Consider the following 14,703-nt stretch of genomic DNA (forward strand, 5'->3'; position numbering starts at 1 on the left):
TGCGAACCAATGGGCTGGCGCGGTAGTCTATGGCTCAAGGCAAGCCCGCCTTGCCATCCCCTCCGGACCTTATGACCGCCATGCGCTGCATCGGCACCGCTTCCCTCTTTGCTGGCCTGCTGGCAATGACGGCCTGCGCTGGCGCGCCACACCATGCCGACCCTTTGGCGGTAGCAGGCAGCCTGCTTGCCGTTTTCAAGAAGGCCGACAGCAATGGAGACGAGCAACTTACCCGTGAAGAGATGAGCGCCGGCCTACCGCAGTACGCCGAGCATTTCGACGAGATCGATACCGATCACAACGGCTTCGTGAACTACGCGGAACTCAAGTCCTATTTGCAGTGGGTCCGCCTTGGAAAAGAAGACGCCGCCGAGCAGCAACGCATGCATCGAGGCCGACGCTAAAACACTCGCCTTACGAGGTAGTGGCAAGACACAATAGCCACAGCCCCAAGGGAGTTTTCATGAACAACCCATCGCAGAATCGCGCCGCTTGGCTGCTCATGCTGTCTGCAGCCGCCATCTTGATGATCACGATGGGTGCCCGACAGTCGATGGGGCTGTTCATCGCGCCGATTAACGAGGCCACCGGGCTTGGCATCGTCTCCATCAGTTTCGCATTGGCGATTGGCCAGTTTGTTTGGGGCGCGGTGCAGCCAATCTTTGGTGCAATTGCGGATAAACACGGCGCCGGTCCTGTGCTCGTATTCGGCACCTTCTTGCTGGCCGCGGGCCTGGCGCTAACGCCATTCGCAGACTCGCAATGGTCTTTGCTCGCAACGTTAGGGCTACTTTCCGCCGCAGGCGCAGGTGCAGGCAGCTTCTCGATTTTGATTGGCGCCACAGCGAGCCAACTGCCGCCGGAGCGGCGCTCTTTTGCCAGCGGCTTTATCAATGCAGGCGGCTCCGCAGGACAGTTTGTTTTCGCCCCACTTGCGCAAGCGCTGATCCACAGCTTTGGCTGGATTGCAGCGATGCTGACATTGGCGGCATCTAGCCTACTGACCTTGCCCTTGATTGCAGGCTTGCGACGCAAGCCGATCGCTCCGACGGCTGTGGCGGTCGCCAGTCCTGTCACGCCAACCAGTGATAGCGAAAAAACACTGCGCGAACAATTACGCGAAGCAATGCGCAATCGCAGCTACATCCTTTTGCATCTCGGCTTTTTCACCTGCGGTTTTCACATCGCATTTTTGGTGACGCACCTGCCCGGCGAAGTTGCGCTGTGTAGTTTGCCCGCGAGTGTTTCAGCAACATCATTGGCATTGATTGGGCTGTTCAACATCGCAGGCAGCCTGACCGCGGGCGCGCTCGGCAATCGCTATCGAATGAAATACGTACTTGGCGCGATGTACGCCAGCCGCGTTGTCATCATCGGCCTGTATTTGATCTCGCCTCGCACGGCGCTCACGTTCTATCTATTCGCAGCAGGTTTGGGATTTAGCTGGCTGGCGACCGTACCGCCAACGGCTGGTCTGGTCGCAAAATTATTCGGCACGCGCTACCTCGGCACCTTGTTTGGCTTAACGCTGCTGTCGCATCAGATCGGCGGTTTCTTCGGCGCATGGCTGGGTGGCATTACCATTTCACGCTTCGGCGATTATCACTGGATGTGGTACGCCGACATCGTGCTCGCAGCAGTCGCTGCGTTGCTGTGTCTGCCGATTCGTGAAGCACGGGTTCCGCAGCGCGCAGCATTGGCGTAATGCCCTGCTGAATTTAAGACCGCGGATTTTCCGTGTCGAACTGACGCTCGGCTCTGAGCAGATGCGTGATCAGCACATGCGAAATCAAATTGACACCGACGCCGCCCAGCACGATCGGAAAGACATAAAGCGCAACCGACACTTCTGAAACGAAGATGGCATCGTCAGCGAGTGAGGCGCTCAATCTGGCCAGCGTTTCCAGACTCTTCATCAGATAAACATCGATGCCGGCAAGCGCGACTAGCAACAAACCAAAAAATAAAACTGTGGGACGCGAGATAGCGCGTTTTTTCAACAAGCCGACATAAATCAAAATTGGCGCCAGCAGTGAAAAAATCACCAAGAGCCAGAACTTCACTTCAACAAAAATAGTTTCGCCCATGGCCTTGGTTTCATTTATTTAAGCAGCGGCGTGTATTTCTTCGGCAGTGCAGCCAGCTTGGTGATACTGAGGTCGCGCGACATGCCGACTTCATCAAGGCGCGCCAAATAACGCGCCCAGTTTTTTTCCTGATCTTCACCAAGACGCTCAAACACGTCCCAGGAGTACAAGCCGGTGTCGTGTCCATCGTCAAAACGCAGACGCACCGCGTACTGCCCAACCGGATCAATCGCACTGACATTCACCGTGCGCTTGCCACCAACCAACATCGGCTCAATCAAGCCGTGACCCTGCAACTCCGCGCTAGGTGAAAACACCCGCAGATATTCGCAAGGCAATTGATAACGACGGCCGTCAGCGTAGCCAATCTCCAGCACACGGCTACTGCGATGCAACTTGATCAGATTGGGCGCTGGCGATTTCATTCGCTGGCGAGTGTCGGGTAGTCGGTGTAGCCCTCACCATCTGGCTTGTAGATCGTCTTGAAGTTCACTGCATTCAACGGCGCGTTGAGCGCAAAGCGCTTTGGCAAGTCAGGGTTGGCGAGGAAGGCGCGACCGAAGGCGACTGCATCTGCGTCGCCACTCTCAATCTTCGTCAACGCATCTTCGCGCGTGTAGCCGTTGTTAGCGATGTAAGCGCCGCCAAAACGTTTGCGTGCGCCAGCAAAGTCGAAACCGACCAGCGAATGCTCAATCTGTGTATTGCCTTCAACAAAATGAATGAACGCGATTTTGCGTTTGGCTAGTTCATCAACGAGCGTTCCGTAAACCGCTTCGGTGTTGGAATCGAGTGGGCAATTATTTGAGAGCGTGATCGGCGAGAGACGAATGCCGACGCGATCAGCGCCGAATACTTCGATGGCCGCATCAACGGCTTCCAGCGTGAAACGAATACGGTTGGCGATGCTGCCGCCGTATTCATCGGTGCGCAGATTGGTGGAATCGCGCATGAACTGTTCGAGCAGATATCCGTTGGCGCCGTGAATTTCCACGCCATCAAAACCAGCGTTCTTGGCGGTCTGCGCAGCATGACGATAATCAGCGACGATGCCGGGGATCTCACTCGTCTCCAATGCGCGCGGCGTCACTTGCACCTGCTTGCCGTTTTGCGTGGTGACGTTGAGGCCAGCATTGATTGCAGAAGGTGCAACAGGCAACGCGCCGTCGATCTGTAAATCAGGATGCGAAATACGGCCCACGTGCCAAAGCTGCGCAACGATCTTTCCGCCCGCGGCATGCACGGCATTGGTTACCAGCTTCCAGCCTTCTTCCTGCGCCTTGCTATAGATGCCGGGCGCGCCCATATAGCCTTTTCCTTGCGGAGAAATATGGGTGGCTTCGCTGACGATCAAGCCAGCGCTCGCACGCTGTGCGTAGTACTCAGCGTTGAGCGCTTGTGGCGCGTCGGTGCCGGGAATCGAACGGCAGCGCGTCAACGGCGCCATGAAAACGCGGTTGGCGCATTCAATTGCGCCAACTTTGACCGGCGTGAATATCGCCGCGGTGTGAGTTCCTTCTGCCATGACCTGCCCCAATTAAATAATAAATTTGATTTATAGAATATAACGGCTGAGATCTTCATCCGCAGCAAGCTTTTCGAGCTTACCGTTGACGTAGCTCGCATCAATGGTGAGTGTCGTGCCCGATTTGTCTGGCGCATCGTAGGCAATCTCTTCCATCAAACGCTCCATTACCGTGTGCAAACGACGTGCGCCGATATTTTCGGTTTGTTCGTTCACCTGCCATGCAATCTCGGCAACGCGGCGCAGGCCATCGTCGGTGTAGTGCACCGTAACGCCTTCTGTATTCATCAAGGCCTTGTACTGTTCCTGCAACGAGAAATCAGGCTCGCTGAGAATGCGCACAAAGTCTTCCGCCTTCAGGGCTTCAAGTTCCACGCGAATTGGCAATCGACCTTGCAGCTCTGGAATCAGATCAGAAGGCTTGCACATGTGGAATGCGCCGCTGGCGATAAATAGAATGTGATCGGTCTTGATCGCGCCGTGCTTGGTGGTCACGGTGCAGCCTTCAATCAAGGGCAACAAATCGCGCTGTACGCCTTCGCGTGAAACATCGGCGCCGACGTATTCGCTACGCTTGCAGACCTTGTCGATTTCATCGAGGAAGACAATGCCGTTTTCTTCGACGTTATGCAGCGCATCGGTCTTGATCGCTTCTTCATCGATCATCTTCGCGGCTTCTTCATCAATCGCCTGCTTCAGCGCATCACGTACTTTCATTTTCTTGGTGCGCGTCTGGCCATTGCCCATATTGCTGAACATGGACTGCAACTGACTGGCCATTTCCTCCATGCCCGGAGGCGCCATCAGCGAAACGCTAGGCGCAGCGGCAGTCAGCTTGATTTCGATTTCGGTGTCGTCGAGCTGACCTTCGCGCAGACGCTTACGAAACACTTGGCGCGCGGCGCTGTTTTCAGTCGCACGCTGCGTTGAAGCTTCACCAAAATCTTTAGGCGGCGGCAGCAACACATCGAGGATGCGATCTTCGGCCGCAACTTCTGCTTTGCTACGTTGACGGCGCATGGCTTGCTCACGCGCTTGCTTGATCGCTGCGTCGACGAGATCACGAATGATGCTGTCGACATCTTTGCCGACATACCCCACTTCGGTGAATTTGGTCGCTTCAACTTTTACGAATGGGGCGTTGGCGAGTTTCGCCAAACGACGTGCGATTTCAGTTTTGCCGACGCCGGTCGGCCCGATCATCAAAATATTCTTCGGATGAATTTCAGAACGCAGCGCGCCCTTCACCTGCTGGCGGCGCCAGCGATTACGCAAGGCAATCGCAACCGCACGCTTGGCGGCTTGCTGGCCAACGATGTGTTTGTCTAACTCTTGAACAATTTCACGCGGCGTCATCATCGACGCCGCCGTTTCTACAGGTTCGGTCATGGGATCTCTCAAGCGCCGATCGTTTCGATCGTGAGGTTGTGATTGGTGTAGATGCAGATATCGGCGGCGACATGCAGAGATTTTTCGACGATGTCTTTCGCAGACATTTCGGTGTTCTCTACTAGCGCGCGTGCGGCGGCGGTGGCGAATGAACCGCCGGAACCAATTGCGATCACGCCGTGCTCTTCTGGCTCCATGACATCGCCGTTGCCGGAGATCATCAGCGTGGCTTCTTTGTCTGCAACGAGAAGGAGCGCTTCGAGACGACGCAGTGCGCGGTCGCTGCGCCAATCCTTAGCCATTTCAACAGCAGCGCGCGTGAGTTGGCCGCCGTGTTTTTCAAGCTTGCCTTCAAAGCGTTCGAATAGTGTGAACGCGTCAGCAGTGCCGCCAGCGAACCCGGCCATGACCGTGCCGTTGTAGAGGCGGCGCACTTTGCGTGCATTGCCTTTGACGCGCGTGTTGCCCATCGAGACTTGGCCGTCGCCGCCAAGACAAACCTGATTGCCGCGTCGCACGCACAGAATGGTGGTGCCGTCGAATTGTTTCATTGCTGCATCCGTTCGGAGAATGCAGAGAACTTGGGGATGGTGGCTAAGGTTTCAAGTCAGATCGCAGATAGCAAAAAGGCACGACTTTCGTCGTGCCTTCTTGTGAACTTTACAAAGGCGCTGGAGCTTAAGTCTTCAGCGCATCTTTCACACCGCCCGAAGGTGGTGTGAAAAACCTTACTTTGCTGGTTCAGCAGCTGGCGCAGCAGCTGGAGCTTCAGCAGCAGCTGGAGCAGCAGCTTCTGGAGCTGGAGCAGCAGCAGCGTCAGCAGCTGGCTGAGCAGCTGGAGCTTCAGCAACTGGAGCAGCGGCTTCAGCAGCTGGAGCAGCTTCTTCTTTCTTGCCGCAGGCGGCGAGGGCAACAGCGGCAGCGAGGCCGAGAGCGATCACGAGGTTACGATTCATTACAAAACTCCCATGGGATAAAGGATCCAAAATTGTCTTATCGGCACATTTATAATAATAAAGAGCCGATAAACGAGGGCATTATGCTGATTTTTGTGCCCTGCACAAGCGGTGTGACAATTTGTCATACGTTTAGTCACTTTTGCGCTTTGCCCTTGGGTGAGCTTGGTCGTAAACCTTGGCGAGGTGTTTCCAGTCCAAATGGGTGTAAATCTGGGTGGTGCTGAGGTTGGCGTGACCCAGCAATTCCTGCACGCTGCGTAGGTCACCGCTACTTTCCAGCAAGTGCGTGGCGAATGAGTGGCGCAGACGGTGCGGATGCAAATTCACCCCCAAACCGCGTCGGGCCGCCCAGCGTTTAAGCGCCACGCCGATGCTGGCCCGCGCAAAACGTGCCCCGTTTCTCCCGACAAAAAGTGCTGATTCGCCCACTGCTGCGCGTTTGGCGCGCAATTCCAGCCAAGCGTCTATCGCTTTGCGTGCAGGCTTTCCAACCAGCACCACGCGTTCTTTTTGGCCTTTACCAAGGACTGTGATCTCGGTCTGCCCAGCACTCAGCGCACTCGCATTGAGACCATGCAGTTCCGCCAAACGCAGGCCGCAGGAATAAAACAGTTCGACGATTGCGCTATCGCGAATATCGTCATCGCCCTGCACAGGTTGATTCAACGCGCCATTGAGTTCGTCAGCCGTAATCACGCCAGGCAATTTGCGGCGGAACTTGGGCGCACGCACGCCCACCGCCGGATTAGCGCTCATGCGCTCGCGGCGAATTTGGTATTTGAAGAAACCGCGCAACATCGACAGATAGCGATGCAGCGACACCGGCTGATGCTCTTCGCGATGTAGCGCTGCGATAAAGCCACGCACAGTGTGCGCGTCGATGTTGTTAAAGCCGTTGATTCGCGCCTTGGCGCAGTACTCTCGGAATAACTTCAAATCGCGCTGCGCGCTTTCGATGGTGTTCGGCGAGTAATGCTTTTCCTGCTTTAGATAGTCGCAGTACTCAGTGATGAGCGGCGCGAGAAAACTTTCTTGCTCGCTCGTCACGTCGGCCTAGATACGCGCGCGCACCGCAGCAGAAATCAGCTCGGCGGTCAGATCAAGAAACAACTTGCCCTGTCGTGGCTGAAAGCGTTCTGGATCTTTGCTGCCCAAGGCCAGCATGCCGAGATTCTTTTCTTTTTCGAGCGGAACAATCGCTGCCGACTGCGGCATGTTTTCAGCTTTTGCGAATAGCAGCTTGGCGCGCGCTTCGCTGATCGGCCCGCACTCGGTGAGGCGCGTGCGGAAAAAATTCTCGTAGGCCTTGGCAATTTTGCCTTCGGTTTCGATGACGGTAATGCCATCGATGTCGTGACGCTTAAACGCAGTTGGGCTCAAACCAACGAACACTTCGTCGACGCCAAAATCTTCGCGCATGCACTGGCGCAAGCCAGCGATCACCGCAGCGAGCGATGGCGCACGAATCAAAGTCCGCGCCAGCTTGTGCACATGGTCCGAACGCTTTTCGTTGTCACGCGCTGCATCCAGCAAACGCTCAAGTCGATCTTCAAGGCGCTGATTCTTGGCGCGCAAGATATCAACCTGACGTTCAATCAAAGACACCGCAGAACCGCTGGAATGCTTGATCTCAATCGTTTCCAGCAAGTCTGGAAAGCGTGAGAGAAAATCTGGGTGAGCTTTCAGAAAAGACACGACCTGCCCATCAACCAAAAGCGGCGCTTCGATTTTCTCGCTCTTCTTATTTTTTAATTCGGCCACTCAATTTCCCCCGAAAATACTGTTTCGGCTGGCCCGGTCATCCACACAGGCTGCCCCTCCCCTTGCCACTCAATCTTCAGCGCTCCGCCGCGCACTCGCACGTCGACGCTCTCGGCCAGCTTGCCCCACAAGCGACCGGCCACTACCGCGGCGCATGCGCCGCTGCCGCAGGCCAGCGTTTCGCCAGCACCGCGTTCATATACACGCAACGATACCTGTCCGGCATCGTGAATCTGTAGGAAACCGACGTTCACGCTTTCAGGAAATGCCCGATTGCGCTGAACCGCTTGCCCAATTTCAGAAACGGCCGCGCTGTCCACATCGGCAACTTCAATCACCGCGTGCGGGTTGCCCATGTTGACGGTGCCAAATTCGACTTCCGTGCCATTATCCAAACACAGCTCATAAAGCGTCGAGCGCGGACTCGCGTTAAATGGAATTTCAAGCGGCTCCAAACGCGGCACGCCCATATTCACACGCACCAGTCCGCCTTCAACGCGGCGCAATTCCAACACGCTGCTGATGGTGCGAACGCGGATGCTGTCCTTGCCGCTAAGGCCATTGTCATGAACAAAGCGCGCAAAGCAGCGCGAGCCGTTGCCGCACTGGCCAGACTCGGAACCGTCGGAGTTATAGATGCGGTAATCGAAGTCGACATCCGGAGTGGACGCCGGCTCAATCACCAAAACCTGGTCACAGCCGACGCCGAAATGGCGATCCGTCAGTCGCGCGAGCAGCTCCGGTGTCGGCAGGAACGGCGTGCGGGTGGCGTCGATCACGACAAAATCGTTACCGGCACCGTGCATTTTAGTGAACGAAAGCTTCATTCCCGCATTCTAATAGACCCGAACCCCCTAGGCATCGATTTTCACCGCCCTCCTCTCACAAACCCCGGTACAATCGCCCGCAATGCGCTTAAAGAGCCTCAAAACATCGCTATTGATCCTCGCTCTGGCCCTCGGCCAGTGGCTGGTCGTGGCGCATGCCTTGGAGCATCCAGCGCTGGCGCAGGATCAAGCCTGCCAAATCTGCTTACACGCACAGGGCCTGGACTCTGGCGCCGTACAGCTGACGCTGCCGAGTCTGGTGCTGCCGGTACAGCACGAAAAACCCGTTGCACTTCCGTCGACGCCGATTGTGCGCGTCGCAGCCGCCGCTCCTCCTATCCGCGGTCCGCCTCAAATCCTTAGCTAATCACATCACGACTGGCGGCCGCTTTTGCGCGGCTGCTTCATGGTTTTTGATTGACGAGGATTTATGTTTAAACCCACTTTAGTAGCACTGGGCGTGGCCGCCATGCTGAGCGCACCCGCTTACGCAGCAGATAACTCAACACCACCTAGCAGCAAAGATTTAGAACAAATCCGTCAGGAAATGCAGCAGCTCAAACAGAGCTACGAGCAACGCCTGCAAAGTCTGGAACAGCGACTGCAAGCCGCAGAAGCCGCTCCGCCACCTGCACCCGTGGCCGATGCAACGCCGCCAGCTGCAGCCAGCGCGCAAAGCGGCAACGCGTTTAATCCCAAGATCAGCCTGATCATGAACGGCACTTACGCGCACTTCAGCAACAACACGCCTGCGGTGGTGCCGGGTTATTTGCTGGGCGATGAAACCGGATTCACCGAAGCCGGTTTGTCGCTGGGCGAAACCGAGTTGGCGATTGAAGCCAATGTCGATGACAAATTCCATGGTTGGGCCGCGTTGTCGGTTGCTCCGGAAGGCGGCATTGGCGTTGAAGAGGCTTACATCAACACGCTGGCATTGCCTGCCGGCTTTGCAGTGAAGATGGGCCGCTTCTTCTCCGACATCGGCTACCAGAATCATCAACACGCCCACGCCTGGGATTTTGTTGATGCACCGTTGGTGTATCGCACCATGCTCGGCAATCAACTCGGCGATGACGGCGTACAAGTGCGTTGGATTGCGCCAACCGATCTGCTGCTTGAACTCGGCTCTGAGCTGACACGCGGAGATGCCTTCCCCTCCGGCGGCGACAATCGCAGCAACATCAAAGCGTGGACTGCATTCGCGCACTTGGGCGGCGACGCAGGCGAAGGCGGTTCATGGCGCGTTGGTTTGTCGCATCTGCGCGGCAATGCTGAAAATCGTGCAGACAGCGCAGACATCACCACCAACTTCACCGGCCGCAGCAATCTCACGATTCTCGATACGGTTTACAAATGGGCGCCGCAAGGCAATCCATCCGTCACCAACTTCGTTGCGCAAGCAGAGTTCTTCTATCGCAAGGAAAACGGCTCATTGGTTTATGACCCGGATGGCAGCGCTAACAGCAGCAACTACAACGGCAATCAGCGCGGCTTCTACGTGCAAGGTGTTTATCAGTTCATGCCACGTTGGCGCGCAGGCGTGCGTTACGACTGGTTGAGCGCAGACAACACGCTGGACAATCCTGTCGCAGGTACGTCACTCGAAACTATGGCCGACAACAGTGGCCACCCGCAGCGCTATAGCGCGATGGTGGATTTCTCCAACAGCGAGTTCAGTCGTTTCCGCTTGCAGTTCAGCCGCGATCAATCGCGTCCGAATCAAGACGTGGATAACCAAGTCTTCCTGCAATACATCTTCAGCCTGGGCTCACACCCAGCGCATCAGTTTTAAGGAGCGGCCATGAAAAAAATATTCGCATTGAGTATTGCCTTGATGGCATCCAGCTTTACGCTGCCTGCGCAAGCGGCACTGAAAGTTTTTGCCTGCGAGCCTGAGTGGGCCGCGCTGAGCAAGGAACTGGGCGGTGCAAATGTCGACGTTTATGCAGCGACTACTGCGCTGCAAGACGTGCACAAAATCCAACCGCGCCCAAGCTTGATTGCCAAGTATCGACAGGCTGATCTCGTTGTCTGCACCGGTGCAGAGTTGGAAGTGGGCTGGTTGCCGCCGTTGGCAGAAAAGGGCAACAACCCCAAGGTAAATCCGGGCACACCGGGTTACTTTGAGGCCAGTCGCTTCATCAGCATGATGGAAGTTCCAAGCCGCTTGGATCGGAGCGATGGCGATGTCCACGCTTACGGCAATCCACATGTGCAAACCGCGCCCGACAGCATTGCTGCTGTCGCAAAAGGTTTGGCAGATAAGTTTGCCGAAGTCGACGCTGCACACGCTGCCGACTACAAGTCGCGCTATCAGCAGTTCAATACCAAATGGACTGCAGCGATGCAGAAGTGGGCGATCAAGGGCAAGCCGCTGAACGGTACTGCCGTCGTCAGTTCGCACAAAGGTTGGTCGTATATGTATCGCTGGCTCGGCATGCAGGAAGTCGCAACACTGGAACCCAAACCCGGCATTCCTCCCAGCGCTGCACATCTTGAAGACGTGTTAGCCACGCTCAAAGCCAAGCCAGCAAAGATGGTGGTGTTTGCGGCGTATCAGGATCGACGCCCGGCAGATTGGCTCTCGGAGCACGCCAATATTCCAGCGGTTGAATTGCCCTTCAGCGTTGGTGGCGTTGCAGGCACCGATGATTTATTTGGCTTGTTTGACGTGACATTGGATCGCCTACTCGCTGCACTTCAAGGAAAGAAATAATCATGAGCCTCGCCGACTTTCATTTCGACTGGTCCTTACTCGGCCCACCGCTGCTAGCTGGTTTGCTGGTGGTCTCGACGCACGTCCTGTTGGGACGCAAAGTTCTTGAGCGAGGCATCATCTTTATTGACCTCACTATCGCGCAGGTCGCGGCGCTCGGCGTGATCATCGCCGGTGCCGCGGGCCTCGCACCTGACGAAGGCGGCGACTGGCGTTCGCAAGTTGCCGCTGGCATTGCGGCGCTGTTGGCCGCTGCATTACTCACATGGACCGAGCGTCATTTTCGCAAGCTACAAGAAGCGCTGATCGGCAGCTTGTATGTGCTGTCGGCCTGCGTTGCAATTCTGGTTCTCACCGGCAACCCGCATGGCGCTGAACACATGCAGGAGCTGCTCGCCGGACAAATTCTCTGGACCAATATGGCGCAGCTGTGGCCCGTGGCCCTGCTATACGCCGTCGTATTGGCCGTTTGGTTTCTGTGGGCACAATCACGCCCAGCGGCGTTCTACTTTTTATTTGCAGCTGTTGTTACCGCATCAGTGCAGTTGGTCGGCGTGTATTTGGTATTCGCAACGCTGATCTTGCCTGCACTTGCCACGCATGGCCTGAGCAATCGCAAAGGTCTGGCCGTGGGCTACGCCGTTGGTGGGGGTGGTTACGCACTGGGCCTGTGGCTGTCGGTGCCTTTCGATTTCCCGGCAGGTCCCTTCATCGTCGTCACACTCGCATCTTTAGTGTTACTCACTGCGACAGTCAGGCGCTTCCTTCGCTAAGCTAGGGCACACTCCTGTCCAAAGCAGAGTAGAGCAGAGCAATGGAAAAGATTACGCACTCAGGCGGCTGTCATTGTGGCGCTGTGAAGTTTGAAGTGCGCGCACCTGCGCGCGTTACTGTGCAGCGCTGCAACTGCTCGATGTGCTCACGCACCGGCTTTGAACATCTGATTGTCGCGGCGGCTGATTTCAAGTTGCTCAGCGGCCGCAATCAAATCAGCACTTACACCTTCAACACCGGCGTCGCCAAGCATCTGTTCTGCAAAATCTGCGGCATCAAATCGTTTTATGTGCCACGCTCGAATCCAGATGGCTTTTCGGTCAGCCTGCGTTGCATTGATGCGGGCACTATCGAACACGTCACTTACGAAGATTTCGACGGGCAGAATTGGGAGCAGGCGGGCCACACGCTGGCCCATCTAAGTCAGTAAGCGTTGATCGCCGATAAAGTTCTGATAACAAACTGACAAGGGCGCGCTTTGACCGCCTACGTAAGCCGTGTTAGAAACTCGACAAAATTAGAAGGGGGTAGGCTGTGAAAGTTCTCGGTGCAGATATCGGTTTTGGTTACACCAAAGCCACGGATGGTCGCCAGTTTCAGGTTTTTAAATCTGTCGTGGGCGAAGCCACTGAGGTGCAGTTCACCGATGTACTGCTGCCCGGCGCCTCGCAACATCCCCGACACATTGAATACGGCGGTCAGGGCTACTTTGTTGGCGAACTCGCCGAAACCCAGAGCCGCGGCCGCGGTTTCACGCTCGATCAGAACCAGTTCCTGATTCAGTACGCCAAAACGCTCGCACTAACTGCATTGGCACCTTACGCCGATGACGGCGACCCAGTGCGTCTCGTCACCGGGCTGCCAATCAATTTTTTCCGCCGCTACAAAGACAGTCTGACGACGCTGCTGCAAGCCCGTCACCAGATCACCTTGATCATGCCCAATGGCGAGCGCAAAGATAAAAACCTGCTGATTGATCGCGTGCGCGTCATTCCGCAGCCTTTCGGCAGCATGTTTAATCTGATGCTCAATGATTTCGGCAAACCATCGAGCCAGCGTTTTCTCACTGAGAAGATCGGCATCATCGACATCGGCTTCCGCACCGCCGACTACACCATCAGCGAAAAAACCAAATTCTCCGAACGCGGCAGCCTCAGCAGCGACTCCGGCATCTCCGCCGCTTACACCGCCATTGCCCATCTGCTGCAAGAAAAAAGCGGCGTGACGATTGAGTTGTATCGCCTGTATGAAGCCGTGACTCGCGGCAATATCAAAATCAAAGGCAAGCGCTACGACCTCACCGGCTATGTGCAACAGGCATTCCAACAGCTCGCAGTGCGCATCTCCACCGAAGTAAATCGCCTTTGGGCCGATGACTGGGATATCGACGCGATTGTGATCACCGGCGGCGGCGGCGCTGCACTAGCTCCGCTTTTGGCGCCATTACTTGAAGGTGAAGTGTTGCCGATGCCGGCTGATGTGGATGCGCGGCTCAATAACGTGAGTGGCTATTGGAAGTATGGGCAGCATCTTTGGCCGGCTGCTTAAATCGCGTTGGATTCCTATGCGGAATACCTGTATGGCCGCCGCTTTATTTTTGGCTGTAGCGCCATACGCATACGGCAACACAAACTGCGGCACCTTAGATAAACAAGCCCGGCAATCAGGCACTCTTATTCTGGGCGCTGAGTCTGGTCGTATTGCTGTGGGAAAAGGGCGCGCGCAATTTTATTCCGCACCAAGCAAAGGATGCAAAGAAGCTGGAATATTTGTTGTGCCGGGCAACACGTTGAATGCCTATGTAGAACATGGCGGGTTTACATCAGTAATGTTTATCAACCCAAAAAATAACTCCGAGGCCACTGGCTGGGTTGAATCAATTCGCCTTAAGGAAACGGGCTATGGAATTGCGCCATCGCAATAAACTATCTGTACCTAAAAAGGCGCTCAGGTCGAAACATCATTACGCCTGCTACACAGAATTGCCACAATGCAGATTCGCCGGCACTGCCACATCCATCATCTTCGGATCTGGCAGATCTAAGTTATTCATAATCTCGACATATTCCGCCGCAGTTTTTCCATGCAAGCGTGGATTCCAACGTTTTTCTTCGCCGATGCTTGAAGCGGTCCAGCCGCGATAATCGTGGGCGGGATAGACCAGCGTTTCGTCGGGTAGTCTGAATAACGTGTTGACGATGGAGCTCCAGGAATCCTGCGCGCTGCCGTTTTGAAAATCGGTACGGCCGGTGCCGCGAATCAAAAGCACATCACCGGTAAACACGCGATCATCCATCGCGAGACTATAGGACTCATCGGTGTGGCCCGGTGTGTACAAAGCCTGCAGCACCAAGCCATCAACGCGCAGGCGCTCACCGTCGTGAAAGCGTGCCGTCACACACTCCGCACGACTCTGCTCGCCCATTAATGTGGCGCAGGCGGTCGCGTCGCGCAGTGAACCGAGTGCGGTCACATGATCGGCGTGAGTGTGCGTATCCAATGCGATGACCAGACGCAGACCCAGCTCTTCAACCAGTTTCAGATATTGATCGGTGTTCTCTTTCACTGGATCAATCAACAGCGCCTCTCCACCTGTGCGCGAAGCGAGCAGGTAGGTGTAGGTACTCGAAGTCTGATCAAACAGCTGCCGAAAAATCATCGCAAT

The 14,703-nt window shown here is 55.8% G+C and carries 19 protein-coding genes; 9 read left to right on the top strand and 10 right to left on the bottom strand.

The genetic code is table 11. The features are described from left to right. Positions 1 to 29: 29 nt before the first annotated feature. Positions 30 to 404: an EF-hand domain-containing protein gene (locus CJD38_RS15580; protein ID WP_107941302.1), complete on the top strand. Its 375-nt coding sequence runs from the start codon at positions 30 to 32 to the stop codon at positions 402 to 404. Positions 405 to 463: 59 nt separating this feature from the next. Further along, positions 464 to 1,705: an MFS transporter gene (locus tag CJD38_RS15585; RefSeq protein WP_206363031.1), complete on the top strand. Its 1,242-nt coding sequence runs from the start codon at positions 464 to 466 to the stop codon at positions 1,703 to 1,705. A 13-nt stretch (positions 1,706 to 1,718) separates the two neighbouring features. On the opposite strand, the gene CJD38_RS15590 is transcribed toward CJD38_RS15585, so the two are convergent. The 9 genes from CJD38_RS15590 to dapF all read right to left on the bottom strand — a co-directional run bounded on the left by CJD38_RS15590 (position 1,719) and on the right by dapF (position 8,548). Next, positions 1,719 to 2,087: a hypothetical protein gene (locus CJD38_RS15590; protein WP_107941303.1), complete on the bottom strand. Its 369-nt coding sequence runs from the start codon at positions 2,085 to 2,087 to the stop codon at positions 1,719 to 1,721. A gap of 14 nt (positions 2,088 to 2,101) precedes the next feature. After that, the gene (locus CJD38_RS15595) at positions 2,102 to 2,512 is read right to left on the bottom strand and encodes a gamma-butyrobetaine hydroxylase family protein (protein ID WP_107941304.1); all 411 of its coding nucleotides are present in this window, start codon (positions 2,510 to 2,512) and stop codon (positions 2,102 to 2,104) included. Then, positions 2,509 to 3,612: an alkene reductase gene (locus CJD38_RS15600; protein WP_107941305.1), complete on the bottom strand. Its 1,104-nt coding sequence runs from the start codon at positions 3,610 to 3,612 to the stop codon at positions 2,509 to 2,511. Before CJD38_RS15600 ends, CJD38_RS15595 begins: the two co-directional genes overlap by 4 nt. 30 nt (positions 3,613 to 3,642) lie before the next feature. After that, positions 3,643 to 5,001, bottom strand: coding sequence for an ATP-dependent protease ATPase subunit HslU (hslU, locus tag CJD38_RS15605; protein ID WP_240783665.1), 1,359 nt, complete (start codon positions 4,999 to 5,001; stop codon positions 3,643 to 3,645). An 8-nt stretch (positions 5,002 to 5,009) separates the two neighbouring features. Next, entirely contained in the window at positions 5,010 to 5,552 is a 543-nt protein-coding gene (gene hslV, locus CJD38_RS15610; RefSeq protein WP_107941306.1) for an ATP-dependent protease subunit HslV, read from the bottom strand. A 177-nt stretch (positions 5,553 to 5,729) separates the two neighbouring features. Then, positions 5,730 to 5,957, bottom strand: coding sequence for a hypothetical protein (locus CJD38_RS18520; protein ID WP_170107378.1), 228 nt, complete (start codon positions 5,955 to 5,957; stop codon positions 5,730 to 5,732). 132 nt (positions 5,958 to 6,089) lie between these two features. Then, complete coding sequence (locus CJD38_RS15620; RefSeq protein WP_107941307.1) at positions 6,090 to 7,007, bottom strand: tyrosine recombinase XerC; 918 nt, start codon at positions 7,005 to 7,007, stop codon at positions 6,090 to 6,092. A 6-nt stretch (positions 7,008 to 7,013) separates the two neighbouring features. Continuing rightward, entirely contained in the window at positions 7,014 to 7,721 is a 708-nt protein-coding gene (locus CJD38_RS15625) for a DUF484 family protein (protein WP_107941308.1), read from the bottom strand. Then, positions 7,709 to 8,548 carry a diaminopimelate epimerase gene (gene dapF, locus CJD38_RS15630; protein WP_107941309.1) on the bottom strand — a complete coding sequence of 280 codons (840 nt, stop codon included), beginning with the start codon at positions 8,546 to 8,548 and terminating at the stop codon, positions 7,709 to 7,711. The genes CJD38_RS15625 and dapF overlap by 13 nt, the downstream gene beginning before the upstream one ends. An 82-nt stretch (positions 8,549 to 8,630) precedes the next feature. Here dapF and CJD38_RS15635 point away from each other — a divergent pair, with 82 nt between their 5' ends. The 7 genes from CJD38_RS15635 to CJD38_RS15665 all read left to right on the top strand — a co-directional run bounded on the left by CJD38_RS15635 (position 8,631) and on the right by CJD38_RS15665 (position 13,962). After that, positions 8,631 to 8,915, top strand: a complete 285-nt coding sequence (locus CJD38_RS15635) for a hypothetical protein (RefSeq protein WP_107941310.1) — start codon at positions 8,631 to 8,633, stop codon at positions 8,913 to 8,915. A gap of 63 nt (positions 8,916 to 8,978) precedes the next feature. Continuing rightward, positions 8,979 to 10,340, top strand: a complete 1,362-nt coding sequence (locus tag CJD38_RS15640) for a hypothetical protein (protein ID WP_107941311.1) — start codon at positions 8,979 to 8,981, stop codon at positions 10,338 to 10,340. Positions 10,341 to 10,349: 9 nt separating this feature from the next. Continuing rightward, positions 10,350 to 11,264, top strand: coding sequence for a metal ABC transporter substrate-binding protein (locus CJD38_RS15645; protein WP_107941312.1), 915 nt, complete (start codon positions 10,350 to 10,352; stop codon positions 11,262 to 11,264). 2 nt (positions 11,265 to 11,266) lie between these two features. Beyond that, positions 11,267 to 12,037, top strand: coding sequence for a metal ABC transporter permease (locus CJD38_RS15650; RefSeq protein WP_107941313.1), 771 nt, complete (start codon positions 11,267 to 11,269; stop codon positions 12,035 to 12,037). Positions 12,038 to 12,078: 41 nt separating this feature from the next. Next, positions 12,079 to 12,468, top strand: a complete 390-nt coding sequence (locus CJD38_RS15655; protein ID WP_107941314.1) for a GFA family protein — start codon at positions 12,079 to 12,081, stop codon at positions 12,466 to 12,468. A 104-nt stretch (positions 12,469 to 12,572) separates the two neighbouring features. Beyond that, positions 12,573 to 13,586 carry a ParM/StbA family protein gene (locus CJD38_RS15660; protein ID WP_107941315.1) on the top strand — a complete coding sequence of 338 codons (1,014 nt, stop codon included), beginning with the start codon at positions 12,573 to 12,575 and terminating at the stop codon, positions 13,584 to 13,586. A 31-nt stretch (positions 13,587 to 13,617) separates the two neighbouring features. After that, positions 13,618 to 13,962, top strand: a complete 345-nt coding sequence (locus CJD38_RS15665) for a hypothetical protein (protein WP_107941316.1) — start codon at positions 13,618 to 13,620, stop codon at positions 13,960 to 13,962. Between the two features lie 48 nt (positions 13,963 to 14,010). Here the strand turns inward: CJD38_RS15665 and CJD38_RS15670 are convergent, their stop codons facing one another. Further along, a complete protein-coding gene (locus tag CJD38_RS15670; protein WP_107941317.1) occupies positions 14,011 to 14,697 on the bottom strand; it encodes an MBL fold metallo-hydrolase in 687 nt (228 codons plus the stop codon). Positions 14,698 to 14,703: the final 6 nt, after the last annotated feature.

The organism is Stenotrophobium rhamnosiphilum (assembly GCF_003052265.1).
In the GTDB taxonomy this organism is placed as follows: Bacteria; Pseudomonadota; Gammaproteobacteria; order Nevskiales; family Nevskiaceae; genus Stenotrophobium; species Stenotrophobium rhamnosiphilum.